Source organism: Aliiroseovarius lamellibrachiae, from assembly GCF_018599245.1.
In the GTDB taxonomy this organism is placed as follows: Bacteria; Pseudomonadota; Alphaproteobacteria; order Rhodobacterales; family Rhodobacteraceae; genus Aliiroseovarius; species Aliiroseovarius lamellibrachiae.
The window spans coordinates 121,602-147,933 of the sequence record NZ_JAHEVJ010000002.1; the positions used below are offsets into that span (position 1 = coordinate 121,602).

At 57.8% G+C, this 26,332-nt stretch carries 26 protein-coding genes; 14 read left to right on the forward strand and 12 right to left on the reverse strand.

The features are described 5' to 3' along the window. Positions 1-23 precede the first annotated feature (23 nt). The 3 genes from KKW20_RS03990 (at position 24) to recR (ending at position 2,829) form a co-directional block, all read left to right on the forward strand. A complete protein-coding gene (locus KKW20_RS03990) occupies positions 24-1,820 on the forward strand; it encodes a DNA polymerase III subunit gamma/tau (protein WP_214566271.1) in 1,797 nt (598 codons plus the stop codon). A gap of 68 nt (positions 1,821-1,888) precedes the next feature. Further along, the gene (locus KKW20_RS03995) at positions 1,889-2,233 is read left to right on the forward strand and encodes a YbaB/EbfC family nucleoid-associated protein (protein WP_214566272.1); all 345 of its coding nucleotides are present in this window, start codon (positions 1,889-1,891) and stop codon (positions 2,231-2,233) included. Then, a complete protein-coding gene (gene recR / locus KKW20_RS04000) occupies positions 2,233-2,829 on the forward strand; it encodes a recombination mediator RecR (RefSeq protein ID WP_214566274.1) in 597 nt (198 codons plus the stop codon). Before KKW20_RS03995 ends, recR begins: the two co-directional genes overlap by 1 nt. Before the next feature lie 76 nt (positions 2,830-2,905). On the opposite strand, the gene KKW20_RS04005 is transcribed toward recR, so the two are convergent. From KKW20_RS04005 to KKW20_RS04015, 3 genes are all read right to left on the reverse strand, one after another. Further along, positions 2,906-5,443: a TIGR02302 family protein gene (locus KKW20_RS04005; protein WP_214566276.1), complete on the reverse strand. Its 2,538-nt coding sequence runs from the start codon at positions 5,441-5,443 to the stop codon at positions 2,906-2,908. 15 nt (positions 5,444-5,458) lie between these two features. Next, a complete protein-coding gene (gene lysA, locus KKW20_RS04010; RefSeq protein WP_214566277.1) occupies positions 5,459-6,724 on the reverse strand; it encodes a diaminopimelate decarboxylase in 1,266 nt (421 codons plus the stop codon). A gap of 74 nt (positions 6,725-6,798) precedes the next feature. Next, a complete protein-coding gene (locus KKW20_RS04015; RefSeq protein ID WP_214566278.1) occupies positions 6,799-7,365 on the reverse strand; it encodes a TetR/AcrR family transcriptional regulator in 567 nt (188 codons plus the stop codon). Positions 7,366-7,452: 87 nt separating this feature from the next. Here KKW20_RS04015 and KKW20_RS04020 point away from each other — a divergent pair, with 87 nt between their 5' ends. Then, positions 7,453-8,301, forward strand: a complete 849-nt coding sequence (locus KKW20_RS04020; protein ID WP_214566279.1) for an SDR family oxidoreductase — start codon at positions 7,453-7,455, stop codon at positions 8,299-8,301. A gap of 97 nt (positions 8,302-8,398) precedes the next feature. Here KKW20_RS04020 and argH read toward each other — a convergent pair whose 3' ends face one another. Then, positions 8,399-9,835: an argininosuccinate lyase gene (gene argH, locus KKW20_RS04025; RefSeq protein ID WP_246534438.1), complete on the reverse strand. Its 1,437-nt coding sequence runs from the start codon at positions 9,833-9,835 to the stop codon at positions 8,399-8,401. Positions 9,836-9,858: 23 nt separating this feature from the next. Between argH and KKW20_RS04030 the strand changes: the two genes are divergently transcribed. The 4 genes from KKW20_RS04030 (at position 9,859) to KKW20_RS04045 (ending at position 13,231) form a co-directional block, all read left to right on the forward strand. After that, a complete protein-coding gene (locus KKW20_RS04030) occupies positions 9,859-10,413 on the forward strand; it encodes a TlpA family protein disulfide reductase (protein ID WP_214566280.1) in 555 nt (184 codons plus the stop codon). A gap of 195 nt (positions 10,414-10,608) precedes the next feature. After that, complete coding sequence (locus KKW20_RS04035; protein ID WP_214566281.1) at positions 10,609-11,004, forward strand: hypothetical protein; 396 nt, start codon at positions 10,609-10,611, stop codon at positions 11,002-11,004. Beyond that, positions 11,001-11,936 (forward strand): sterol desaturase family protein, encoded by a 936-nt coding sequence (locus KKW20_RS04040; protein ID WP_214566282.1) that lies wholly within the window; start codon positions 11,001-11,003, stop codon positions 11,934-11,936. The genes KKW20_RS04035 and KKW20_RS04040 overlap by 4 nt, the downstream gene beginning before the upstream one ends. 110 nt (positions 11,937-12,046) lie before the next feature. Beyond that, complete coding sequence (locus KKW20_RS04045; RefSeq protein WP_246534439.1) at positions 12,047-13,231, forward strand: lytic murein transglycosylase; 1,185 nt, start codon at positions 12,047-12,049, stop codon at positions 13,229-13,231. Here the strand turns inward: KKW20_RS04045 and KKW20_RS04050 are convergent. Beyond that, on the reverse strand, positions 13,206-13,781 hold the full coding sequence (locus tag KKW20_RS04050) for a DNA-3-methyladenine glycosylase I (RefSeq protein ID WP_214566285.1): 576 nt from the start codon (positions 13,779-13,781) through the stop codon (positions 13,206-13,208). The genes KKW20_RS04045 and KKW20_RS04050 overlap by 26 nt on opposite strands. 146 nt (positions 13,782-13,927) lie before the next feature. Here KKW20_RS04050 and KKW20_RS04055 point away from each other — a divergent pair, with 146 nt between their 5' ends. The 3 genes from KKW20_RS04055 (at position 13,928) to phbB (ending at position 17,138) form a co-directional block, all read left to right on the forward strand. Then, the gene (locus KKW20_RS04055; RefSeq protein ID WP_214566288.1) at positions 13,928-14,740 is read left to right on the forward strand and encodes an EAL domain-containing protein; all 813 of its coding nucleotides are present in this window, start codon (positions 13,928-13,930) and stop codon (positions 14,738-14,740) included. 166 nt (positions 14,741-14,906) lie between these two features. Further along, positions 14,907-16,085, forward strand: a complete 1,179-nt coding sequence (locus KKW20_RS04060) for an acetyl-CoA C-acetyltransferase (protein WP_214566290.1) — start codon at positions 14,907-14,909, stop codon at positions 16,083-16,085. Positions 16,086-16,415: 330 nt separating this feature from the next. After that, positions 16,416-17,138: an acetoacetyl-CoA reductase gene (gene phbB / locus KKW20_RS04065; RefSeq protein ID WP_214566292.1), complete on the forward strand. Its 723-nt coding sequence runs from the start codon at positions 16,416-16,418 to the stop codon at positions 17,136-17,138. A 27-nt stretch (positions 17,139-17,165) separates the two neighbouring features. Here the strand turns inward: phbB and KKW20_RS04070 are convergent, their stop codons facing one another. Beyond that, entirely contained in the window at positions 17,166-17,348 is a 183-nt protein-coding gene (locus KKW20_RS04070) for a hypothetical protein (RefSeq protein ID WP_214566294.1), read from the reverse strand. 102 nt (positions 17,349-17,450) lie between these two features. Between KKW20_RS04070 and gcvA the strand changes: the two genes are divergently transcribed. Then, entirely contained in the window at positions 17,451-18,392 is a 942-nt protein-coding gene (gcvA, locus tag KKW20_RS04075; RefSeq protein WP_214566296.1) for a transcriptional regulator GcvA, read from the forward strand. After that, positions 18,389-19,246, forward strand: coding sequence for an aromatic amino acid exporter YddG (yddG, locus tag KKW20_RS04080; RefSeq protein ID WP_214566298.1), 858 nt, complete (start codon positions 18,389-18,391; stop codon positions 19,244-19,246). Before gcvA ends, yddG begins: the two co-directional genes overlap by 4 nt. A gap of 71 nt (positions 19,247-19,317) precedes the next feature. On the opposite strand, the gene KKW20_RS04085 is transcribed toward yddG, so the two are convergent. The 3 genes from KKW20_RS04085 to KKW20_RS04095 all read right to left on the reverse strand — a co-directional run bounded on the left by KKW20_RS04085 (position 19,318) and on the right by KKW20_RS04095 (position 20,585). Beyond that, positions 19,318-19,485 (reverse strand): DUF465 domain-containing protein, encoded by a 168-nt coding sequence (locus KKW20_RS04085; RefSeq protein ID WP_214566300.1) that lies wholly within the window; start codon positions 19,483-19,485, stop codon positions 19,318-19,320. 118 nt (positions 19,486-19,603) lie between these two features. Further along, positions 19,604-20,365, reverse strand: coding sequence for a tRNA1(Val) (adenine(37)-N6)-methyltransferase (locus tag KKW20_RS04090; RefSeq protein ID WP_246534440.1), 762 nt, complete (start codon positions 20,363-20,365; stop codon positions 19,604-19,606). Positions 20,366-20,369: 4 nt separating this feature from the next. Continuing rightward, a complete protein-coding gene (locus tag KKW20_RS04095; RefSeq protein ID WP_214566302.1) occupies positions 20,370-20,585 on the reverse strand; it encodes a putative signal transducing protein in 216 nt (71 codons plus the stop codon). Positions 20,586-20,644: 59 nt separating this feature from the next. On the opposite strand from KKW20_RS04095, the gene KKW20_RS04100 reads away from it, so the two are divergent. Next, a complete protein-coding gene (locus KKW20_RS04100) occupies positions 20,645-21,640 on the forward strand; it encodes a polyprenyl synthetase family protein (RefSeq protein WP_214566304.1) in 996 nt (331 codons plus the stop codon). A 279-nt stretch (positions 21,641-21,919) separates the two neighbouring features. On the opposite strand, the gene KKW20_RS04105 is transcribed toward KKW20_RS04100, so the two are convergent. The 3 genes from KKW20_RS04105 to KKW20_RS04115 all read right to left on the reverse strand — a co-directional run bounded on the left by KKW20_RS04105 (position 21,920) and on the right by KKW20_RS04115 (position 26,300). Then, positions 21,920-22,741: a 4-(cytidine 5'-diphospho)-2-C-methyl-D-erythritol kinase gene (locus KKW20_RS04105; RefSeq protein ID WP_214566921.1), complete on the reverse strand. Its 822-nt coding sequence runs from the start codon at positions 22,739-22,741 to the stop codon at positions 21,920-21,922. Between the two features lie 24 nt (positions 22,742-22,765). After that, positions 22,766-24,466: a tetratricopeptide repeat protein gene (locus tag KKW20_RS04110; protein WP_214566307.1), complete on the reverse strand. Its 1,701-nt coding sequence runs from the start codon at positions 24,464-24,466 to the stop codon at positions 22,766-22,768. A 181-nt stretch (positions 24,467-24,647) separates the two neighbouring features. After that, positions 24,648-26,300 carry an electron transfer flavoprotein-ubiquinone oxidoreductase gene (locus tag KKW20_RS04115; RefSeq protein ID WP_214566308.1) on the reverse strand — a complete coding sequence of 551 codons (1,653 nt, stop codon included), beginning with the start codon at positions 26,298-26,300 and terminating at the stop codon, positions 24,648-24,650. Positions 26,301-26,332: the final 32 nt, after the last annotated feature.

The following is a 26,332-nucleotide window of genomic DNA, read 5'->3' on the forward strand; positions in this document are numbered from 1 at the left end:
CGAATCCGGCTCAGAAAGACCACATGTCCGACACGCTCTCACCACCTGTTGAAGAACCCGCCAAGGACGCCCAACCCTATCAGGTTCTTGCCCGCAAATATCGCCCCGAAACCTTTGCCGATCTGGTTGGCCAAGAGGCGATGGTGCGCACGCTGAAAAACGCGTTTGAAAGCGACCGGATTGCGCAAGCCTTTGTGATGACAGGCATTCGTGGCATCGGCAAAACCACCACCGCGCGGATCATCGCCAAGGGCATGAACTGTGTCGGCGAAGATGGCACCGGGGGGCCGACGGTTGAACCCTGCGGGAAATGCGAAAACTGTGTGGCCATTGCCGAAGGGCGCCATGTGGATGTGATGGAAATGGACGCCGCCTCGCGCACCGGGGTGGGCGACATTCGTGAAATCATCGAAAGCGTGCATTACCGCGCGGCCTCGGCGCGCTACAAGATCTACATCATCGATGAGGTTCACATGCTGTCGACCAGTGCGTTCAACGCGCTGCTCAAAACCCTCGAAGAACCCCCCGCCCATGTGAAATTCATCTTCGCCACCACCGAAATCCGCAAAGTGCCGGTCACGGTTCTGTCGCGCTGTCAGCGGTTTGATCTGCGCCGGATTGAACCGGAAGATCAGATCGCCATGCTGCGCCGGATTGCCACGGCCGAAGGCGCTGAGATTGCCGAGGACGCGCTGGCACTCATCACCCGCGCCGCCGAAGGCTCCGCCCGTGATGCGCAATCGCTGCTGGATCAAGCGATCAGCCACGGGGCGGGGGAAACCACCGCCGACCAAGTGCGCGCGATGCTGGGGCTCGCGGATCGGGGCCGGGTGCTGGATCTGTTTGACCTCATTATGCGCGGCGATGCGGCTGGTGCGCTGACGGAAATTGGCGAGCAATATTCCGACGGGGCCGACCCGATGGCGGTGCTGCGTGATCTGGCCGAAGTGGCGCATTGGGTGAGCGTGATCAAAATCACCCCCGATGCCGCCGAAGATCCCACCGTGTCGCCGGATGAACGCACGCGCGGACAGGCAATGGCCGAAAAGCTGCCGATGCGGGTGATGGCGCGCATGTGGCAAATGCTTTTGACCGCAATTGAAGAAGTTTCCCATGCGCCAAACGCCATGATGGCCGCCGAAATGGCTGTCATTCGCATGACCCATGTGGCGGATATGCCAACCCCAGAAGAGCTGGTGAAAAAGCTAAAAGACACCACTCCGCCGCCGATGCCTGCGGGGCCGTCCGGGTCCGGTGGCGCACCGATGCCAAACGGCGGCGGCGGTCAACCCTCTGGCAACATGCCCTCCGGTCCGATGGGGTCAGGTGGGGCGACATCTGGCCCAACGGCACTGGCCGTGGCTGAGGTGCCGGAAAACGCTTTGGCGCAATTTGCGCGCTTTGAAAACGTGCTGGAACTGATCCGCGCCAACCGCGACGTAAAGCTGTTGGTCGAGGTGGAAGGCGGCGTGCGTCTTGCGGCTTACCAACCAGGCCGGATTGAATTCACCCCCACGCCCGATGCGCCCAAAGACCTTGCGGCACGGCTGGCCCAACGTCTGCACGGTTGGACCGGGGTGCGCTGGGGCGTCACGCTGGTCAACGGCTGCGAGGAACCCACGATTGTCGAAGTGCGCGACGGTGAAAAACTCGCCCTGCGCCAATCTGCGGAAACGCATCCCTTGGTTCAGGCCGTAATCTCCGCCTTTCCCAAGGCCAAAATCACCGACATCCGCTCCGCCGAAGACCTTGCCAATGACGCCGCCGAAGAGGCATTGCAAGAGGTCGAGGATGAATGGGATCCGTTTGAGGAAGACTAAGCGGACGCCTTGTAACCCGACACAGCGATCCGTATCTAACACCCAAGTTGAAACGTGAGGAGCATCCAATGTTCAAAGGACTGGGCGGGCTTGGCGATATGGCCGGCATGATGAAAAAAGCGCAAGAAATGCAGACGCAAATGGCCGAGATGCAGGACAAGCTTGAAACCATGACCGTGGTCGGTGAAAGCGGCGCCGGGCTGGTCAAAGCCACCGCAACCGCCAAAGGCGTGCTGACCGGGCTCGACATTGACCCCACCATCTTTAACCCAACGGAAAAAGAAGTGGTCGAGGATCTGATCCTCGCCGCCATCAAAGACGCACAAGCCAAAGCGGCGGACCGTTCGCAACGCGAAATGGCGGAACTGACCGAAGGTCTTGGCCTGCCCAAAGACATGAACCTGCCGTTTTAATGTCAGAGGCCCCGCGCGATATCGAGAACCTGATCGAGCTGATGGCGAAAATGCCGGGGCTCGGGCCACGCTCGGCCCGCCGCGCGGTGCTGTACCTTATCCGAAAACGCGCATTGGTGCTGACGCCTTTGGCGGATGCGATGCAAGCGGTGGCCGAAACCGCCCGCGAATGCGTGACCTGCGGCAATGTTTCCACCACAGATGTTTGCGACATCTGCACCTCAAACAAACGCGCCACCGGCGAGATTTGCGTGGTTGAGGATGTGGCGGATCTTTGGGCGATGGAACGTGCGGGTATTTTCAAAGGGCGCTATCATGTGCTGGGCGGCACCCTGTCCGCGCTTGATGCGGTCGGGCCAGAAGACCTCGGTATTCCGCGCCTTGTTCAACGGGTGCACGACGAAGACGTGACCGAAGTCATCCTCGCGCTGAACGCCACCGTGGATGGCCAAACCACCGCGCATTATGTGGCCGAAGAGCTGGAAGGCCGCTGTGTCATCTCGACCCTTGCCCAGGGTGTGCCTGTGGGCGGCGAGTTGGATTACCTTGATGAAGGCACAATTTCCGCGGCTTTGTCAGCCCGCAAACGGTTCTGACGCCACGCCTTTTTCTTGTCCCAAATATCCTAGGGTGAGGCTGCAAGCCGAGGGGCAAAGCCCCTTATCCCACCCCTCAAAACTGCTCCAACAACCGCTCTAAATACTCACGCTCATCTTCGGGCCGGGTCACATCCCCAGACCGACGGCGCAATTCATCCGCCAGCTCTTGTGCCCGCTTGCGCAGGTCTTCGCGGTCGGCCAATCCCCCATCGGTGGCCGAGCGCCCGGTTTGGGCTCCGCTGTCACGTCCCAAGGGATCCCGCGCGTTTTGACGTCCACTTTCGGTGCCTGCCTGCCCCTGTTGCCCTTCGCGGTTGGCTTGCTGATTGTCCATCACGTCATCAAACCGGCGCATCCCTTCGCGCATGGCCTCAAGCGCTTCGGCCTGACGGTCCAGGGCGCCAGACAAATCGCCCTGATCTAACGCATCTGCTGCATCCCCCATCGCACGCCCAGCCTCGCCCAAGGCATCGCGGGCGGCGTTTCCGGCCTCTGATCCAGCACCGGGCAATTGTCGCCGCTGTTCTTCCAACTCCCGTTGCAAATCGCGCTGCCGCTGGGCCAGTCCTGCACCTTGCTGGCCGTTTTCACCCTGTTCGCCCCCGTCGCCCGAGTGGCTTTGCCCGCGTCCCTGACCGCCATCACGCCCGGTGTTTCCGTCGCTGGATCCAGCCTCATTGCCTTGCCCGGATTGTTCTTGCAGATCGCGAAACGCCTCATCCGACAGACCCTGCTGGTCGCGCAACGTCTCTGACAATCCGTCCCGCGCCGCTTGGCTGCCGCTGGGATTATCCCCTTGGGTGACCTGCATATTTTCCATCATTTGCTTGAGGGCATCAAGCATCTGCATTGCCTCTTCCATGCGCCCTTCGCGCATCATCTGCTCGATCTGATCCATCATCGCCTGAAGATCGGCGGCGGTCATTTCCATCTGTGGCGCGTCCGCCCCATCCGGGCTGTCTTGGTCCGCCTCAGGGGATTGCGCCAGCCGGTCCAGATAGTCTTGGGTCGCGTCGCGCAGCTCATCCATCAGTTCGGCCAACTCTTCAGGCGTAGCCCCTTCTTCAATCGCTTGTTCCAACCGCTCTTGCGCCCGCGTGAGACGTTCGCGCGCATCGCCCAAACCGTCCTCGTCGATCTGAACGGCAATGTCCCAAAGGGTGGCGGCCAGGTCTTCCTGAAGCGCCGGGGTGGGCCCCTTTTCCCCTGCCTGCTCCAATTGGCGAATAACCGCGCGCAGGGACAGATAAACCCCATCCGGCAGCGATAAATCCGCAGGGCGGTGCAGTGCGGCACGCAGAATAAGCGCCACCCGTGCCGCCCCCGCGCGTGCCCACAAAAGATCACGCCGCATCTCAATCACCGCTTTCGCGGAGGGTGCAAAAAAGCGACGGGAGGGGAGCGGTCTTGTGATTGGATCGGCCAGCCCCATTTGTCCCGCGCCGTCATGGGCCACCAGCGTGATGGACACGGGCAATCCGGCCCAAGGATGCTCCATCAGGTTTTCTTCCCAAATTTCGTCGATCTGGCGCAGGTCGCCGCGATAGGGGCGGGGTAAATCCACGGTTAGGTCCGGGCGAGGATCAGGGGGGGGCGCCAAGCCATAACGCCGGTCGACTCCGTTCAGGTTCAGGGCAATTCGCGCCTCGCCTTGTGTCACGCCATAGTCATCAGTGGCGACAAACCCTTGGGTGAAATTGCCCGAGACATCAAAGGTCATTTCGCCATCCGCGCGAATGCCGGGGGGCTGATCGCCAATCGCTGACAGACGCCAAACCGGCCCGTCTGGTCCAAGCTGTAAGCTGCCGTTTTGGGTGATACGATGACGCAGTTCAATCGGCGCCGAAGTGTCTGTGTCGCCCTCTTTGGGCCACGTAATCTCCGCCAAAAGATCGCCACCAATGATGCTGTGCGCGACCTCGCCATAAAGACGAAGGGTCAGCTGGCTGCCCACAGGAACGGGCAATAAACCCGCCGGTTGGTCGTTTAAATAAAGGCTGGGGTGGCCGGTGTACGCGGGCGGTTCAATCCACCCTTCCCACGTTACACCCACAGCGCAATCCGCACATGCTGCCCTTGGCGAGGCGCCTTTGGTTGCGGGGGGCGGTGTTGCAAATCCGACCGCCATCACGGCGGCCACCAAGGCCATCAAACGCAGCCCATATGGGTCTTTGGTGGCGACGCGAAGATCGGGGGCCACGGCGCGCGCGCGACCGGCAATCCTGGCCATGCGGTTTTGGTGAACGTCCCAGATCTCTTGTGAAATTGGATCACTGCCTTGCGGGACCGGCGTGTCGCGCAAAGCCGCCAAAGGTGCGCCGGGCAAAGCGGCATCTACGCGCGCCTCACTTAATTCTGCGTCTGGCCAAGAAAACCGCCGCCAGCCCCCGGCCAGAGTGGCCAGTGCCAGAACGCCGAAAATGCCCAAGGATGCCGTGCCAAGCCCGACAAACCGCCAAATGGCAAAGCCGATCAGACCGACCGTGACCAAAGGCCAAAACGCTTGCCATGCCCGCTCCACACCCAAACCGGCCCTAGTCAAACGCAGGGGCCAGCGCAGCCTTCGCTCCAGTTCAGAAGCCAGCTTTGGTGGAAAGTTTTGCCGGGTCATGTCACCCCATTTCGATCAGATCCATTCTGGGATCGTATCGCGAGCGAGCATTTCTTCATAGGTGGGACGTGCGCGGATGACTGCAAATTGATCGCCAGACACCAAAACCTCGGGAACCAATGGCCGCGAGTTATACTCGGATGCCATCACCGCGCCATATGCGCCAGCCGAACGAAAAGCGACCAGATCGTCGTCCTTCAGCGGGGCAAGATTACGGGATTTGGCAAAGGTGTCGCCAGTTTCGCAAATCGGCCCAACGATGTCATATTCCGATTGATCAACGCCGGGCGTGGCCTCGTTCACCGGGATGATATCGTGGTGCGCCTCATACATTGCCGGGCGGACAAGGTCGTTCATCGCGGCGTCAATGATCAGAAAATCACGACCCTCGCCCTCTTTCACATAGATGACCGAGCTGACCATGATCCCGGCATTGCCCGACACCAAACGCCCCGGTTCAATCTCAATCTCACACCCCAGATGACCAACGGTGTCTTGCACCATTTGCCCATATTCAATCGGCAGCGGCGGCGCCTCATTTGAGCGTTCATAAGGGATGCCAAGCCCGCCGCCCAGATCAAGCCGGGTGATGTCATGGCCATCTTCGCGCAAGGCTTCGGTCAGCTCCGCGACCTTTTGATAGGCAAGGCGAAAGGGCTCCAACTCGGTCAGTTGCGACCCGATATGCACATCAATGCCCACCACTTTCAGACCCGGAAGCGCGGCGATTTCGGCGTAAACCTCACGCGCGCGAGCAATGGGAATGCCGAATTTATTGTCCGACTTCCCGGTGGAAATCTTCGCGTGCGTTTTGGCATCCACATTCGGGTTCACCCGCACAGCGACCCGTGCTGTCACACCCATTTCAGACGCGACAGCAGACAGCGCGCGGTATTCCGGTTCGCTTTCCAGATTGAACTGGCGGATGTCGTGGCTTAGCGCCAATTTCATTTCTTCGCGGGTTTTGCCGACGCCAGAAAAGACGATGCGATCACCGGGCACACCGGCCGCCACCGCGCGGCGCAATTCGCCCCCCGACACCACATCCATCCCCGCCCCCATGTCGCCCAAAAGCTTGAGCACCGCGAGGTTGGAATTCGACTTCACCGCAAAACACACCAGATGATCCGCCCACGCCAGCGCTTCGTTAAAAAGCCCGATGTGACGTTTCAACGTGGCGGCGGAATAGACGTAAAACGGCGTACCCACTTGGGCCGCAATATCTGTGATGGCAACGTCTTCGGCGTGCAAGACGCCCTCGCGATAAAGGAAATGATCCACGGGCTTGCCCTTTTCGTCTTGTGATCTGTCAGCGCTGATCCTGCCCTAGCCCAAAGGCCCCGTGCTTTCAATCGTCAAGACGTGTGAAGCAGGGCCGCGATCAGGCGTTTTGTGGTGTCAGCTGTGGGATTATGCCCAAACAACCCCCGGTGCAGCGTCAATCCGTCGAAAACAGCAACCAATGAACGGGCGGTGCCAATCGGGTCGGGTAAGGTTGGGCAAAGATCACGAAGAACCGTCGCCAGATAGTCCGCAAAAGCGTCAAAAAACCCCTTGAGGGGCGCAAGGATTTTTGGATCCTTCAACGCACCGCCAAACAAGGTGAAAAACCGCAAAAGCTCTGACTGCACCGGGCTGTGTTCCTCGAGCAATTGCAGCAACATATCTTGGAATTCTCCGACCGTAGCGGGCACTGGAAGCCCCGACAGGCGTTTATGTGCGGACTGAAAGAAGCGGTCGACAAGGGCACTGATCAACGCATCTTTTGACGGGAAGTAGAGATAGATTGTCCCTTTGGCGACGCCCATTTCCGCTGCGATATCAAGCATTTTTGCCTGCGTGACACCATCGCGCAAAAACACGGTTTCTGCGGCGGTCAAAATGGCGTCTCGCATCTCTTCTTTGTTGACGATTTTGGGCATGGCTCCTCCTGAGTTCTTTTAATGACTTGACGGTCATAAAAGCAATTCTTTATTTATGACCCGAAAGTCATTAAAAGGATTCGTACAATGACACATGTGATTGTGGCCGGGGCCACGGGGTATTTGGGCCAGCATTTGGTGACAGCTTTGCGCGCGAATGGTGATCAGGTCTCAGTGATCATGCGTCCCAGCAGCAAGGTGACTTTTCCCGCCGATGTGCGGGTGATCTATGCCGAAGCCACCCAACCCGACAGCCTGCGTGGTGTCTTTCAGGGTGCCGATGTGGTCATCTCTGCGCTTGGGCTGACCAAACAAAGTGACAAGCTGAGTTACGACGATGTGGATTACCGCGCAAATCTGAACTTGCTTGAGGCCGCGACGGCCGCAGGCGTGGCGAAATTTGCCTATGTGCATGTGTTGACCCGTGGGGGAATGGCGTCAGAGTTGGTCGCGGCCAAAACCCGTTTTGTAACCGCGCTGCAATCCGCCCCCATCGCATCTTTGGTGATCCGCCCAGGCGGGTATTTCTCGGATCTGGCCGAAGTGTTCAACATGGCAAAATCCGGACGGATCTGGCTGGTCGGGGATGGATCGGTGCGGCTAAACCCCATTCATGGTGCCGATTTGGCCGAGGCAATTGTGCAGGCATTAAAGGATGGTGAAACGGATATCGAAATCGGCGGGCCAGAGGTTCTGTCGATGGATGACATTGCCCGTCTGGCGTTTGAGGCGCTGGGAAAACCACCCAATATATCACATCTGCCCGCGGGGCTGTTGCGTGCGGTGCTCAAGGTGCTCAAACCGCTCACGGCCAGGCGAATATGGGGTCCACTGGAGTTCTTTTTGGCGGCTTCAGCCCAAGATATGATTGCGCCGGCTCATGGGGATAATCCGAACCGGCGCTTAGGACGTTTTTTTCGGGGATTGGCGGCTTAATTGGTCGCCACATCCTCGGCAGATCCGGGGCGGATGGGGTCGCCATCAGCCCCACACCCAGCCAGCCCAAGAAGGGTCAGGATCAGGGCGATGCGGATCATGCCTCAGCCCCTTCGGCCAACACCTCTTTCCAGCGCGCCACCTGTTTGCGAACCTCCGAGGGGGCGGTGCCGCCATAGGATGTGCGCGAGGCGACGGAGTTGTGCACGCCCAACACGTCAAACACGTCTTGCGTGATCTCGCCGTGCACCGATTGCATGTCGGCAAGGGTCAGGTCCGGCAGATCGCAGCCCTTGCTTTCCGCCATCGCCACCAAAGATCCGGTCACATGATGGGCGTCGCGGAACGGCATGTTCAGCGTGCGCACGCACCAATCGGCCAGATCGGTCGCGGTTGAGAACCCGGATGACGCTGACGCCTCAAGGCTGTCAGTTTGCGCTTCCATATCCGTGACCATGCCCGACATCGCGGCCAGTGCCAGCATCAGGCTGTCGGCGGCGTCAAACACCTGTTCTTTATCTTCCTGCATGTCCTTGGAATAGGTCAGCGGAAGGCCCTTCATCACCGTCATCAAGCCCACAGACGCGCCCATGATCCGGCCAATTTTGGCGCGCAACAACTCGGCCGCGTCGGGGTTGCGTTTTTGCGGCATGATCGACGACCCGGTGGACCATTTGTCAGACATGCGCACAAAGCGAAACTGCGCCGACGACCAGATCACCAATTCTTCGGCCAAACGCGACAGGTGCATGGCTGTGATTGAGGACGCGGATAGGAATTCCAGCGCAAAATCACGGTCCGCCACCGCATCAAGAGAGTTGGCGGCCGGGCGGTCAAAACCCAAGGCCTCCGCCGTCATGTGACGGTCAATCGGAAACGAGGTGCCCGCCAAAGCGGCGGCGCCCAAGGGGCTTTCGTTCATCCGTTTGCGCGCGTCGCGAAAACGCGAAATATCGCGGCCAAACATCTCAACATAGGCCATCATGTGATGGCCCCAGGTCACAGGCTGCGCGGTTTGCAGGTGGGTGAACCCCGGCATGACCCAATCAGCGCCTTTTTCCGCTTGCGACAAAAGCGCGCGAATGACCGCTGTCAGCCCATCAATGGCGGCGTCCATCTGGTCGCGCACCCAGAGTTTAAAATCGGTCGCAACCTGATCATTGCGCGAACGCCCTGTGTGCAAACGGCCTGCGGGCTCGCCAACGATCTCTTTCAGGCGCGCTTCGACATTCATATGGATGTCTTCAAGGGCCGTGGAAAATTGGAAGGTGCCGCCTTCGATCTCTGACAAGACCGTGAGCAGGCCTTCACGAATGGCGTCAGCATCGCTATCTGTAATCACGCCTGTGGCGGCCAACATGGCGGCATGGGCGCGCGAGCCTTCGATGTCTTGTCGGGCCATGCGCTGGTCATAGCCGATGGATGCATTGATCGCTTCCATGATGGCGTCTGGACCGGCGCTGAAACGGCCGCCCCACATGGCGTTTGCTTGAGCGTTTGCTTGGGCATTTGCAGGTTTCGTGCTGTCACTCATTTGGTAAGCCCCTCGGAGGTCTCATGTCTGTCTTGCGTTCCGCCCTGCTATACGCGTCCTTAGCACTTGGTGCAAATACCGCTTTTGCAGATCCCGTTGATGTGGCTGCGCTGCGCGAAGGGGACATGAAAAAGCTGGTGATCCATACGGTCGCGAAACCGGCAGGCACGGCCAGTTTTCTGGACACAGAAGGCGGCGCGCATGATTTGACCGAGTATCGCGGTAAATATGTGCTGTTGAATTTCTGGGCCACATGGTGTGCGCCGTGCCGCAAGGAAATGCCTGCCCTTGACGCGCTGTCGCGCGAGTTGAGCGGAGAGCGCTTTGCCGTGGTGCCGGTCGCCACGGGGCGCAATCTGGTGCCAGCGATCCAGAAATTCTTTGATCAGGTCGGCGTCGAATCCCTGCCGATCTTGCTGGACAAACCCCAAGACCTCGCGCGTCAAATGGGTGTGTTTGGCTTGCCTGTCACGGTGATCCTTGACCCCGACGGGCAAGAGATTGCCCGGATGCGCGGTGATGCGGATTGGGCGTCCGACAGCGCCAAGGCCATTCTTCAAGCGTTGATTGAGGGCTAGGCGCCCCCTGCCGTTTTAGCGCAAATAAGGGGCGTTGCCCCTCGCGAGGCAAGCTCGCTCACCCCAGGATATTTCCCACAAGAAAAAGAGCCAGATCTGGCGCTGACCTTTGGGAAATATTGACAGGGCGCCTGTGAGGCGGGCCATATTCTCTCAAACACCACCGAAAAGGTGGGGCTGATCAGGGAGAACGGGATGCCGCTAGAGGTTATGGCATCAATTGTCGTGGTGGGTCTGTTGGCCGTCTACGTCATGATGCGGATCATGAAATTCGACCAAACGCTTGTGCTGGCGGACGGCGCGATTGCGCGCGCCGAATGGGGGGCCGACAATGTCACCGCCCCCGCCGAAGAGGTGATCGTGGCCCAAAGCGGGCAGGCGGCTTTGGTGCGGTCGCGTCGTGGTTGGGGTGTTATGTGGGTGATGGGGTTGGATGCGACAAGCCACGATCTGGCGGGCGCAGATGTTCAGGCACATCCCAAAGGTTTGATCCTGAAATTTAACGATTTTGCAGCGCCGTCCGTTGTGCTGCATTTGACCCCGGATGAGGCCGCCGCGTGGCGTGCGCAGATTGAAGAGGGGCTGAAATGACGCTCGATTTTCCGAATGTAACCGATTTGGCGACGCCGTTTTTTGTGCTGGCAATTGCGCTGGAAATGGCTTGGATCTTTTATAAAAAACGCGGTGGGCGGTACGAGGCGCAGGACGCGATGACCAGCCTTTTCATGGGAGTCGGGTCCGTGGTGTCCGGTCTTTTGGTCGGGTTCATAGCCTATTGGTTTTTCATGGCGCTTTGGGCGATCACGCCGCTTGATCTGGGCCATGCGTGGTGGGTGATTGCGATCTGTTTTGTGCTGGATGATTTGCGTTATTACTGGGTGCACCGGTTTGGCCACCGGATCCGCTGGGTCTGGGCGAGCCATGTGAACCACCACTCCAGTCAGCATTACAATCTGACCACGGCGCTCAGGCAAACCTGGACCGGGACGTTCACCTTGATGATGATCGTGCGCGCGCCATTGGTGCTGATGGGGTTTCACCCGGCGATGATTTTTTTCGTCGGCGGGCTGAACCTGATTTACCAATTCTGGATCCACACAGAAGCCATTGATAAATGCCCGCGTTGGTTTGAGGCGGTGATGAACACGCCCTCGCACCACCGCGTGCACCACGGCCGCAATGCGCGCTATTTGGATGCCAATTATGCGGGCGTGTTCATCATTTGGGACCGGATGTTTGGCACATTTGTCCCCGAGCAACGCGACGAGCCGGTGGATTACGGGTTGGTGCACAACATTGGCACCTTCAACCCGCTGCGGGTGGCCTTTCATGAATGGGTGGCGATTTTCAAGGATTGGACCCAGCCCGGTGTGACGTGGTATGACCGCTGGAATTACGCGATCAAACCGCCCGGTTGGCGACATGACGGCAGGGGCGGCTCCACTGAAATGCTTAAACGCATCGACGTGAAACGGAACCCGGAAAAGGCGGGCACGCCGGGGTTCGAGGAAAACCGGATGTAGCGGGTAGGCGTTGTTTTGTCCCCACAAGCGAGGTTCCGCCGCGGTTCTTCATTGTCTATTCATCTGACGATATCTCGATTATGCTGCCCACATAGGGCGGAGATTTATTGATGTATTCCAGACGTTTGATTTTAGCAGGGTTGACAGGTTTGGCCCTTGCGCCGCGCGCAGCCCTTGCCAATGCGGGCTTTCAAAGCTGGCTGTCCGGGTTCAAAAAACGCGCCGCCCGTGCGGGGATCAAACCGGCCACGCTAAAGGCATTAAACGGCGCACAATACCTGTCGGGCGTGATCAAGTCAGACCGCAAACCGGCGGAAACGGCCAAACCGCTGGAGTTCTATATCTCCTCCGCCGCGGCCCCTTCGCGGATCAAAAACGGGCAGGCCAAGCTGAGAAAACACAAGACTCTTTTGGCCCAAATCGAACGTAAATACGGCGTGCCGAAAGAGATTATCGTGGCGATTTGGGGCATGGAAAGCAGTTTTGGCGGCTTTCGTGGCAAGACCTCAACCCTTTCCGCCTTGGCCACGTTGGCTTATGAAGGGCGCAGGCGGGACCAGTTTGAAAAAGAGCTTTTGGCCGCGCTGAAAATCCTGCAATCGGGCGACATTTCCCCCGCTAAAATGCGCGGATCTTATGCGGGCGCAATGGGGCATACGCAGTTCATGCCCTCGTCTTATTTGAAACACGCGGTCGATCACAACGGCGACGGGCGGCGCAATATTTGGTCCGATGATCCCACAGATGCGCTGGCTTCGACCGCGAAGTTCCTCAAGACAAATGGTTGGTCCAAAGGGCCGCGTTGGGGCGAGGAAGTGCAACTGCCCAAAGGGTTTGATTTGGCGCTGACGGGCCGGGTGTATCCGCGCAAAATGTCAGACTGGGCAAAGCTGGGCGTGACCCGCGCAAGTGGTCGCGCCGTAAAGGGATCGCGCAAGGGTGCGCTGATCCTGCCCGCCGGTCCCACAGGGCCTATCTTGATGATTTATCCCAATTTTCACATCATCAAGACCTATAATTTCGCCGACAGCTACGCGATTGGCGTGGGGCATCTGGCGGACCGTTTGGCGGGCGAAGGTCCGTTTCGATCGGGCTATCCGAAAAAACCGTGGGGCATGTCGACCAAAGAACGTGTCGCGCTTCAGACCCGTCTGAATGCGGCCGGATTTAATGCCGGTCGCGCCGATGGGGTGATTGGGGAAAAGGGCCGCGCGGCGATCCGCGCTTATGAAGCCTCACAGGGATTGCGTGAAACCGGTGTGCCCAGCGTCAGCCTTTTGAAGAGGCTGCGCTAAGCACGGCGTAGCGATCACAATCTGTGGTGTGGTTCATGAAAAGCCCGCAGGCCTCCATCCACGCATAAACAATCGTCGGGCCACAGAATTTGAACCCCGATTTCTTCAGATCTTTTGAAATTTGCATGCTGAGGTCACTGGCGGTCGGCACCTCGGAATGTGTGGCGTAGTGGCCGATCATCGGCGCGCCGCCCACATAATCCCACATCAGCTTTGAAAACGCCTCGGCCCCGCCCAAATCCAAATAGGCCTGCGCGTTGCTGATGGTGGCCGCGATTTTGCCGCGGTGGCGAATGATGCCGGGGTTGCCCAACAGCTCTGTGATTTCGGCCTCACCCCACCCGGCAATCACTTCTGGGTCAAACTGAGCAAAGGCGTCGCGGAAATTCTCGCGCTTTTTTAGGATGGTGATCCAACTGAGGCCGGCCTGAAACCCATCGAGAATCATCTTCTCCCACAACGCGCGACCGTCATATTCCGGCACACCCCATTCGCTGTCATGGTAATTTTGATAGATCGCTTCATCGCCAACCCAAGCACATCGTGTCATCTTATTCCTCAGTTTCAATAGGTTGCAGAATGTCTGTACAATTATAAGCAAAACCCAGCTTTTACAGGTTGTTAGGGTGTTTGTCCACAATATGGAGGGACTGGGATAGTGACACGAATGCGACAAATCTGCCGCTCGGGGACGACATGAATAAGACAACGAAAAGCAGCCCGTTTGATATTGCGATGCAACATCGGCAAGGCGAAACCATGGATATGGTGCGCACGGCCTTGGTCCGAAAACAAGTGAAACTGGCGTTTCAGCCGGTGGTGCAAACCGCGCAGCCCGACAAAATGGCCTTTTACGAAGGCCTGTTGCGTGTCGCGGATGAGCAGGGGCGGATCATTCCCGCAAAAGATTTCATTGATGTCGTTGATAATACCGACATGGGCCGACAGCTTGATGCGCTCGCCCTTGAAAAGGGAATTGAAGCATTGTTTGAAGAAGCGAGCCTGCGTCTTTCGATCAATATGTCCGCCCTGACCATTGGCTATGCTCAATGGAATGACGTGCTTAGAAAAGGGTTGAAAAAGGATCCGACAGTCGGCGAAAGACTGATCATCGAAATCACCGAGCGTACCGCGCTTTCTGCCCCCGACGAGGTGCGCGATTTCATGACGGATTTGCAACACAAAGGCATTAGTTTTGCGTTGGATGATTTTGGGGCCGGTTACACATCCTTCAAATATCTCAAAGACTTCTACTTTGATATCATCAAAATTGACGGTGAACTGATCGAAGGGGTGCATGATGACCCGGATGCCCAAATCCTGACCGAAGCACTTCTGGACTTGGGGCATAAGTTCGACATGTTTGTCGTGGCGGAAAATGTCGAAACCTTTGAAGACGCAGAATTCCTGACATCGATCGGAATGGACTGCATGCAAGGGTACTATTTTGGCGTGCCGACACTGACGCCCTATTGGCAGGTGAACAAGCTTTTGGGGCGTACCGCATAGCGCAAAACCTCGCCAAAACGTCCCCCGTTTTCCCACGCTTGATTTTTTCTGCGATGCAGCACAGGATGCGGCCAACCGTGATTATGCGGTGAGGGCTGGGCTGTCTTGGGGAGAGATGGTTTCTTTCAGACCCGTTCCCCAACAAGACAGAAGGTGGAGGAAGACCATGACCAATGTCGTAATCGTATCGGCCGCACGTACCGCGGTTGGCAGTTTCTCAGGTGCGTTTGCAAACACGCCCGCCCATGATCTGGGCGCAACAGTTTTGGAAGCCGTCGTTGCGCGCGCCGGCATCGACAAAGCAGATGTTGATGAAACAATTCTCGGTCAGGTTCTGACCGCAGGCCAAGGCCAAAACCCCGCCCGTCAGGCACACATCAACGCTGGTCTGCCAATCGAAAGCGCCGCCTGGGGCATCAACCAGGTCTGTGGCTCGGGCCTGCGCACCGTGGCCTTGGCCGCCCAGCACGTTCAGCTTGGTGACGCATCTATTGTCGCCGCTGGCGGTCAGGAAAACATGTCGCTCAGCGCGCATGTGGCCCATCTTCGCGCCGGTCACAAAATGGGTGACATGAAATTCATCGACTCGATGATCAAGGACGGTCTGTGGGATGCCTTTAACGGCTATCACATGGGGCAAACCGCCGAAAACGTCGCCAGTCAGTGGCAGATTTCCCGCGAGATGCAGGATGAATTTGCGGTCGCTTCGCAAAACAAAGCGGAAGCGGCACAAAAGGCTGGCAAGTTCGCGGATGAAATCACCCCTTTCACCGTAAAGACCCGCAAAGGCGAGACAATTGTCGACAGTGACGAATACATCCGTCACGGCGCGACCATGGAAGCCATGCAAAAACTGCGTCCCGCTTTTGTGCGCGACGGGGGCACTGTGACCGCCGCCAACGCTTCTGGCATCAACGATGGTGCGGCCGCCGTGTTGCTGATGTCGGCGGATGAAGCTGAAAAGCGCGGGCTAGAGCCTTTGGCGCGCATCGCCTCTTATGCAACCGCCGGTGTGGACCCGTCGATCATGGGTGTTGGGCCGATTTTTGCCTCGCGTAAAGCGCTGGACAAAGCAGGTTGGTCCGCCGGGGATCTGGACTTGGTGGAAGCCAACGAAGCCTTCGCCGCGCAGGCGTGCGCCGTGAACAAAGACATGGGCTGGGACCCGTCGATCGTGAATGTGAACGGTGGCGCGATTGCCATCGGTCACCCAATCGGTGCGTCGGGCTGTCGGATCCTCAACACGTTGCTGTTTGAAATGAAACGCCGTGACGCGAAAAAAGGTCTCGCGACTTTGTGTATCGGTGGCGGCATGGGCGTGGCGATGTGCCTTGAGCGTCCGTAACACTTATCAAACTGATGGAAAGGGGCGCTTCGGCGCCCTTTTTTTGTGCCCGGATTAATTCCCCCAGAGGCCGCCGCGCCCGCTTTGCGTGATTGTCATAGAATTTGCGCACCCTACTTGCGGGCCCCCAATGATTCGCTAGGCTTAGGGTGACCAATGGGAAAGAAGCGTGCAAAATCGCGAAAAAAATGAGCGTTTCGGCGTAATAAATGCTGCCGTTGCAGCGAACTAGCCGCAGTGCAGAATTTCTTGTCGCAATATTGTTGCGCTTTCATGTTTCCACAAGTAATAAGATTACCAACAAGAAGATATCAACTGGGAGAATATATCATGGCAAGAGTTGCACTCGTCACTGGGGGATCGCGCGGCATTGGCGCTGCTATTTCAAAAGCCCTGAAGGCCGAAGGCTATGACGTGGCCGCCACATATGCGGGCAATGACGAGAAAGCCGCGGCTTTTACCGAAGAAACCGGGATCAAAACCTACAAATGGAATGTGGGCAGCTATGAGGATTCCAAAGCGGGTCTGGAACAGGTCCAGGCCGATCTTGGCCCCATTGATGTCGTGGTTGCCAACGCCGGCATCACCCGCGACGCGCCCTTCCACAAAATGACACCAGAACAGTGGCAAGAGGTGATCGACACCAACTTGACCGGCGTGTTCAACACCGTCCACCCACTGTGGCCCGGCATGCGCGAACGCAAATATGGCCGCGTGATTGTGATCAGCTCGATCAATGGCCAAAAAGGGCAATTCGCTCAGGTGAACTATGCCGCCACAAAGGCCGGTGACTTGGGTATCGTGAAGTCCTTGGCGCAAGAAGGTGCGCGTTTTGGCATCACCGCCAACGCGATTTGCCCCGGCTATATCGGCACGGAAATGGTGATGGCAGTTCCCGAAAAGGTCCGCGAAAGCATCATTGGTCAGATCCCAGCGGGGCGCCTTGGCGAGCCCGAAGAAATCGCACGCTGTGTGGCTTTCCTTGCGGATGAGAAATCAGAGTTCATCAACGGCTCGACCATCTCGGCCAACGGCGCGCAGTTCTTTGTGTAACGTCACAGTGTTTGGGGCGCATTGCGTCTAACACCCACAGGATACCAGATCGGGCTGTGCCAATCGCGCAGCCCGTTTTGCTTTCCAACCTTTCGCGGTGTGAATGGGGCTGATGATCCACGCAAAAACGGCGCCGAACATCTGTGCCCGCAGGCGATGTGCGGTTTGGGAATGGTGATACATCTCTTGGGTATTGGCGGTTTCAAACATGGGGTTTCCTTAAGAAGAATTTGTCTGTATTGACTATCCCCTTTTGATATTTTTAAACAAACGAGACTTTCTCAGGTGTCAGTTAAGTGATACTAATCTGAAATGTCCGATCGTTTGCCCCCTTTGACTGCCCTTCGTGCCTTTGATGCCGCTGCCCGACATATGTCGTTTCAAAAGGCCGCATCCGAGCTTCACGTCACCCCCGCCGCCCTGTCTTTTCAGATCAAATCGCTGGAAGAACATCTTGGCGCCCCCTTGTTTTACCGCATGAACCGCGCGGTGGAGCTGACCGAGGCGGGCATGGTGCTGGCCCCCGGTGCGCAAGAAGGGTTTGAGGCCCTGACAACCGCATGGCGCGCGGCCCGCCGCACCCTTGATACCAATGTTTTGACCGTAACTGCCGGCCCGGCTTTCACATCAAAATGGCTTGCCCCGCGCATGTATGCCTTTGCACAGGCCCACCCCGAGGTGGAGCTGCGCTTTGCCGCCAGTTTGAACATGGTGGATCTGTCGCGCGATGAGGTCGATGTGGCGATCCGTTTTGGCTATGGTCCGGACGGCGGATTGTTTTCACATCCCTTGTCCGAGGAGTGGATCACCCCGGTCATGACGCCGCAATTGGCGGAACGCTACCCAACGCCAGAGGCCTTGTTGACGGCCCCCTTGATCACCGATCATTCGATTGACTTCCTGCAACCCCGGTGTGATTGGGCCGCTTGGTTTCGCTCTGCTGGCATCGACGCAACCCCCGGTCCCGCGCTGAGCTTTAATCAAGCAGATCACGCGCTGGATGCCGCAATGGCCGGGGCGGGGGTGGCCTTGGGGCGTCGGTTCTTTGTCTCAAAAGACTTGATGGAGGGGCGTCTTGTGGCCCCATATGGTCAGGCGATTTCCACCCGCGCGCATTTCCGCTTTCTCTGCGCGCTTGGGCGAGAGGCGCGCCCTGAAATTCGTGCATTGCTGGACTGGATGCTTGAGGAAATTGAAAAAACCGCCCATGTCTCGGACAATATGAAAATCACCCCGGTAGAGGAATTGCCATGACCCGTTCAAAAGCCACCTTGGTGGGGTTTGGGGCGGTGCTGTTGTGGGCGCTTTTGGCGCTGTTCACCGTTGGATCCGCACCGGTTCCGCCGTTTCAACTGGCGGCGATGTGTTTTGCCGTTGGCGGCACATTGGGGGCGGTTTGGATCGGCGTCACAACGGGATTTTCCGTTTTGCGCGAGGTCTCTTGGCGGGTTTACCTCTTTGGAACGCTTGGTCTGTTTGGCTATCACGCGCTGTATTTTTCGGCCCTTCGCATGGCGCCTGCGGCTGAGGCCGGGTTGATCGCCTATCTCTGGCCGCTGATGATTGTGCTTTTCTCGGGGCTTTTGCCGGGTGAGCATCTGCGCCCCCTGCATGTCATCGGTGCGCTTATCTCTTTTGCGGGGGCTGCGTTAATTGTGCTGGGCGGGGCCGCCGGGTTTTCCGCCCAAGCGTTGCCGGGATATGGATTGGCGCTGTTATGTGCGCTGACGTGGTCGGGGTATTCGGTGCTTAGCCGTCGTCTTGGCGACACGCCCACGGCGTCGGTTGTGATCTTTTGTCTTGCAACCGCAGTCTTGGCGCTGGGCGCGCATCTGTTGTTTGAAGACACGGTTTGGCCCGCAAACGGCCTTGGTTGGCTGTCGATTTTGGGGCTGGGCCTAGGGCCGGTTGGCTTGGCGTTTTATGTCTGGGATATCGGGGTCAAGCGGGGTGACATACAGCTTTTGGGCGTGGCAAGTTACGGCGCGCCATTGTTGTCGACACTTGTGTTGATACTGGCCGGGATCGCCGCCCCAAGCCTGTCTTTGCTGGTTGCTGGGGTATTGATCACGGTTGGGGCCGTGATGGCCGCGCGCGCTGGCAACTAGACGAACCGCAAAGTGGGATCGTTCATGGCGATGCGCGCGCGTTGGAATGTGAACGGCGAGGCGTTGGCTGTTTATGCGTTGACCAGGCGTTCAATCTCTTCCTTGAGCTTGAGTTTCTGCTTTTTCAACTCGGTGACTTCAAGGCCCTCGGAGCCCGGCGCGCGCTGTGCGGCTTCTACTTTGCCTGCCAATGCTTCATGCTTGCGACGCAGCTCTTCGACGTGTGAAGTGACGCTCATGGGGATACTCCTTATCTTGATGATTACCCCCTGAGTGCATCATAAAATTTCGCCTGTGTCACGAATTGGTTGCAATTAGCGGCATAATTTCGCCCGCGTTGAAATATTCGTTCTGCGATCACCAAAGGGGAAAGGCAGATCCTTCGCGAAGAATGGCGGACACCTCGGGGGTGTAATGTTCCACATCGCCGACATGTTGCGGGCCTTCGTGCAAAATCAAAGGGGCGGCCAAGCGGAACGCGCCCCGACCGCCTTTTCGCGCCTGCACAATCACCAAAGTGGTCACGCGGCCAATGCGCGGGGCGAGGGGTTTGACCAAAATGGATCCCAATCGGTCATCCATCGCCGCCAGCACCTCTGGCAGGCGTTCGGCCTTTTGGATCAATGTGATATAGCCGCGCGGCTTGACCCGTTTGGTGGCCTGATCCAGCCAGACCCTCAGCGGCACATCTTCGCCAAGCGCCCCTTCGCGCAACGCATCCGGCGAGGCGCTTCCGCGGTCGCGCAGGTAATAGGGGGGGTTCATAATCACATGATCAAAGCTGTCTTCGCGCACCTCGCTTGGAAGGTCGGCAACGTCGCCCTCAAACACATCAAAATCAATCATATTGTCGTCGGAGTTTTTGCGGGCAAGTTCGGCGTATTCATACTGGCGTTCCACCCCAACCAGCCGCAATCCGTCAACGCGTGCACCAAGACACAAGGCCGCCGCCCCCGCGCCACAGCCCAGATCCAGCACTGATTCCCCTGTATGGGCCTGAATAGAGGCGGCCAAAAAGACCGGATCAACCCCCGCACGGTAGCCATTTAACGGCTGGGTCAGCACCAGCCGACCCCCCAGAAATTTATCTTCGCTCAAACCCATTTGCATCAAACTCATCCAATCACCCTTCAATCGCAATATTATTATCCCGCAGGATCACTTGCGCATCGGCAAGGTCCTGATCACGGACCATAACGCGACGAGGTAAAATTCCTATTGATCCCTCTAAGGCACTCATATGGACGTCCATAACAAATAGGGCTATACCCTCGCCCTCAAGAAGGGCTGTTACATAGGGGATCACGGTGGGGTCTGTTGTGCGAATAAGCTCTTTCATACTCAAAGACTTAAGGGCAACCCTATGGGTTTGTCGAGCCATGTGACGGGATCGTGAGCATGATGAAAGATGCAAGTTACAAGCCGCATGAGCGTTTGGCGGCCACTTTGGACCAAGAATTAACGGCTGTTAACGCCTTGATTCGCGACCGGATGGCGTCAAAACACGCCCCGCGTATCCCAGAAGTGACCGCGCATCTGGTTGAGGCGGGCGGAAAACGTCTGCGTCCGATGCTGACCTTGGCGGCGGCAAAGCTGTGTGGCTACGATGGACCCTATCATTTGCATCTGGCCGCCACGGTGGAGTTCATCCACACCGCAACGCTTTTGCATGACGATGTGGTGGATGAAAGCGCGCAACGCCGGGGCCGCCCCACCGCGAACCTGCTTTGGGACAATAAATCAAGCGTGCTGGTGGGGGATTACCTCTTCTCACGTTCCTTCCAACTGATGACCGAAACCGGGTCGCTGGATGTGTTGCGCATTCTGTCAAATGCATCAGCGACAATTGCCGAGGGCGAAGTGCTGCAACTGACCGCCGCACAGGATTTGACCACAACGGAAGACACCTATCTGCAAGTGGTGCGCGGCAAAACCGCGGCGCTGTTTTCTGCCGCCACCGAAGTCGGCGGAGTGATTGCCGGGGTGGATGAGCCACAGGTGAAAGCGCTTTACGATTACGGTGATGCGCTGGGCATCTCGTTCCAAATTGTCGATGATCTCTTGGATTATTGGGGCGGGGACGCAACGGGCAAAAACATCGGTGATGATTTCCGCGAACGTAAACTGACCCTGCCGTTGATCAAAGCGGTGGCGCGCGGTGATGCCGATGAACGTGCCTTCTGGACCCGGACCATCGAGAAGGGGCAGCAAGAAGACGGCGATCTGGAACACGCGCTCGCGCTTCTGAACAAACACGCCGCATTGGAAGACACCCGCATTGAAGCGCTGGCTTGGGCGGAAAAGGCGAAAACGGCGATGGCGGAGCTGCCCCAAGACCCGATCCGCGATATGCTGATTGATATTGCCGATTACGTGGTTGCACGGGTCAACTGATCCTTTTGCATGGCAGAGGTCGGGTGCCTCCGGCGGGGATATTTGAAACAAGAAAAAAGCCGCAACGGTTTGTTAACCATTCATGCCCAACATGGCAGCGCGGTACAGGCGGGGACGCCGATGACCGCACAAGGAAAAAGCTTAGGCTTTGAAAAGAGAGGGTGCTCCCCTCTCTTTTTTCTTGTCACAAATATCCCGGGGTGAGGCCGTTCGGCCGAGGGGCAGCGCCCCTAAAGTAACTTGGCTTACCTTCCCCCCAACAAAGGGGGGACAGTTCCTTTATGAAAAATGGCAGGGTACAACCCACCAATCCGGCTGACAGTTCTGAAGAGCAGCGGCGGCCTTTTTGGCCTCGTCTTGTGTCTCAAACAGGGCAAAACATGTGGCACCAGAGCCAGACATACGTGTCAGTTTAGCAGCAGGCAGGGCGCGCAAACTTTGAAGTGTATTGGCGATCTCAGGGGCACAGGCGATGGCTGGGGCCTCCAGATCATTGCGTTGTGTCGCCAGCCATTCGATCAGCGCTTTGGTGGTTTTCCAACGCGGCAATTTCTTTGGCATGGGGGCGTTGGCTTTGTCCGTCAGCGCATTGAACACATCCGGCGTGGGCACATCTACACCGGGGTTGGCAAGCACTGCAAAAAGTGGTGGCAAGTCTGCGACGTGGTCAACCGTTTCGCCAATGCCGCGCATCCGGGCAGCCTGTCGCATCAGGCACACCCTTACGTCCGCCCCAAGCTCACTTACGTCAGGCAGGCGACTGTCCTCGGAAAGCTCTGCAAGGGCCAGCAGCGTGGCGGCCGCATCAGAGCTGCCCCCGCCGATACCCGCCGCGTTTGGCAGGTGTTTGGACAGGGTGATGTGAACCGGCAGGCCGAACAGATCAGCCGCTTTGCACACCAGGTTTGATCCGTCGGTCGGCACGCCGGCCGCTTTGGGACCGGTCACATCCAGTTTATTGGCCGCGGCCAAGCGCACCGAAATGCGATCGCCCACATCCGCAAACACCACCAGACTGTCCAGCAGGTGAAAACCATCGTTGCGCTGGCCTGTGACATGCAGGGTCAGGTTGATTTTGGCGGGGGCAAAGACCTTGGCGATCTTCAGCGCGGACAATTCCATCGGTTACTCGGGTGCCTTTTCTGTGGCCTTTAGGGGCGCATCGCCATCTTCTTTCAGCACTTGATCCAGACCTATTTCCAGTTTGCGGCGGATGCGGTCGGGGTTCAATTCTTCCAGATCGGTGTCTTCGGTCACAAAGCTGAGCGCGCGTTTCCACTGAAACTCTGCCTCGCGCGTGCGCCCGACGGCCCAAAAGGTATCGCCAAGGTGATCATTAAGGATCGGATCTGTGGGCAAAAGCTCTACCGCGCGTTCCATTTGCACCACGGCCTCTGAGTAACGGCCAAGGCGGTAATAGACCCAGCCCAGGCTGTCGGTGATATAGCCGCTGTCAGGGCGAGCGGCGACGGCGCGTTCGATCATATCCAGCGCTTCATTCAGGCTTTCATTGCGCTCGACCAAAGAATATCCAAGGTAATTCAGCACGTTGGACTGTTCGGGGTTCAGCGCTAGCGCCTTGCGGAAATCGGCTTCGGCGCCGGGCCAGTCATCCAGCTTGCTCAGGGTGATGGCCCGCTGAAAATAGACGCGCCATTGGGCGGGGGTTTCCCCCTGAAACAGTGCAACCGCCTGATCAAATGCGATGCGTGCCTCTTCCTGCCGGTCCTGACGCGACAGAAACTCACCAAGCAGGGTGGGGACGCGTGCGCGGGTCGGGAATTGCCCGGTTAGGGTGCGCAGCTCGCCAATCGCCTCATCCACACGGCCGGAATTGTTCAGCGCCAAAGCGCGCCCTAATGCGGCCTGTAAATAGACCGGGCTGTTTTGTGGGATCCGGGAATAGGCGGCGACGGCCAGATTGTAATGCGCCATATCTTCGTGCATTTGCGCCGAAAGGATTGTGGCGGCATGGAGTTCGGGTCCGAGGTGTTCGGCGATCCGGCTATAGATCAGCACAGTGTCGGGGGCGGCATCCGGGGCGAGGTTTTCTGCGATCATATAAAACAGTTCTGCTGTCCCATCGCGCGCGCCGGTAATGGCGGTATAGGGCAGGGGTGTTTCGGTCTTCAACTGATCCATAATGGCGGTCAGTTCCTCATCCATCACCCCCCCGGCGGCCTCGTCAATCAGGGTGATGGCATCGTCAAACTGTTCCAGCTGGCTTAGGATTTGCGCATAGGCGATGACCCCGCGTCGGTTCAAACGAAACTCTGACAATTGGCTGCCCAAAAGATCAGCGGCGGTTTCATAATCCCCCACATGGGCGGTGGCGAGCGCCTTTTGAAATAGGGCGAACCCCTTGGCGCTTTCGTCTTTTGCGAGGGTGTCGTAAATCTCTAGCGCTTGTGACATCTGCCCGCGGCCAATCTCGATCCAGGCGCGCAACATGTCGGCCATAAGGGGGCCAACCGGCACGCCACTTTCGAGCACAGCAAGGGCAACATCCCAATCCTCGCGCCCCAGTGCATCGCCCAAAAGAACCAGCCGTGCGACGCGGTTTTCCTCATTCAAGGCCTGGAGGCGGCGGGCATAGGGCGTGGCTTTGTCCAGCGGGTTCAGCACCAGTTGGGCAATGGTCACGCCTTCAAGAATGTCTTCGTTTTCCGGGTTTTCCGCGATGGCGCGCGCGCCGTATTCGGCGGTTGCAACAAAGTCGCCTTGAAAGTCTGCTGACCGGGCGGCGAGATATGACCCAAACGCACCTTCGCCAAATGCAGGGGCGATGAGGGGGCTGGTGAAAAGCGTCGTGGCGGTCAGCGCCATGGTAAGAGTGGCGCGGAAAAATGGCATGACGGGCAAAGCTCTCTCAGTTGCAGGGTCGCGGTTGCTGTGAACTTAATCCCCTCGCGGGGCAAAAACAATGAGGGGCCGCACCTGCAGCCCCTCACAAAGTATCAATTTTTCGCCGATTGGGCCGAATATGGCCGGAAACGCCCGGCCCGATTTACATGTTCGGGTAATTCGGCCCGTCACCGCCTTGTGGCACGGTCCATGTGATGTTTTGCGACGGGTCTTTGATGTCGCAAGTTTTGCAATGCACACAGTTTTGGAAGTTGATGACAAAGCGCGGGTCTTTGCCGGCCTCTTCCACCACTTCGTATACGCCCGCTGGGCAATAACGCTGTGCTGGCTCTGCAAATTGCGGAAGGTTGACCGAGATGGGGATGTCCGGATCGGTCAATTTCAGGTGGCAGGGCTGGCTTTCCTCGTGGTTTGTGGCCGCAAAGCTGACGTTGGTCAGGCGGTCAAACGACAGGGTTCCATCGGGCTTAGGATACTCCAGCACCGGGTAATCCGCCGCTTTGCCGGTCGCCTCGGCGTCGTTTTTGCCGTGTTTTACGGTGCCAAACAGCGACACGCCAAACAGCGTGTTGGTCCACATGTCCAACCCACCCAGCATCAATGATGCGGTCAGGCCGAACTTCGACCACAGGGGTTTCACGTTGCGCACCTTTTTCAGGTCTTTGGCGACCACACCGTTGCGCAGTTCGACCTCGTAATCTGACAGCTCATCGCCCGAACGCTCGGCCGCAATGGCTTTCGCCGCCGCTTCCGCTGCTGCCATGCCGGAATACATCGCATTGTGGTTGCCCTTGATGCGCGGCACATTCACCAGCCCCACGGAACAGCCCAACAGCGCCCCACCGGGGAAAGAGGCTTTTGGCATCGACTGATAGCCGCCCTCGGAAATGGCGCGCGCGCCGTAAGCGACCCGTTTGCCGCCTTCCAAGAGCTTGGCGATCTCTGGGTGATGCTTGAAACGCTGGAATTCCATATAGGGGTACAGATGCGGGTTTTTATAGTTCAGGTGAACCACAAAGCCGACAAACACTTGATTGTTCTCAAGGTGATAGATGAAGGATCCACCACCCGCGTTTGACCCCAAAGGCCAGCCCATCGTGTGGGTCACGGTGCCTTCGGAATGCTTGTCTGGGTCAATTTCCCAGATCTCTTTCATGCCAATGCCAAATTTCTGCACGTCACGGCCCGCTTGCAGGTCGTATTTGGCGATGATTTCTTTGGCCAAGGATCCGCGCACCCCTTCGGAGATGAACACATATTTGCCGTGCAGCTCCATGCCCGGTTCGGTGTTCGGGCCATAAGTTCCGTCTTGTTCAAGACCAAACACGCCGGCCACAACGCCTTTGACTTCGCCGTTTTCGCCGTACACCAGTTCTGATGCGGCCATGCCGGGGAAAATCTCAACGCCCAGCTCTTCGGCTTGTTCGGCCATCCAGCGGCACACATTCGCCATTGAGACGATGTAATTGCCGTGGTTGTTCATCAAGGGTGGCATTGGAAAGTTTGGAATGCGCAGATGACCCGCGGGGCCAAGCACCAAAAAGTTGTCTTTCTTGACGGGCGTGTTTAACGGCGCGCCTTTTTCTTTCCAATCCGGGATCAGCTTGTCCAAGGCGCAAGGGTCCAGCACAGCACCCGACAGGATGTGCGCGCCCACTTCTGAGCCTTTTTCCAACACCACAACCTCAAGGTCGGCGTTTATCTGTTTCAAACGGATGGCTGCTGACAGGCCTGCGGGGCCTGCGCCCACGATGACCACATCGTATTCCATGCTTTCGCGTTCAATCTCGCTCATAATCTTTTCCCCGGATGGTCCGTTTCGCAAGA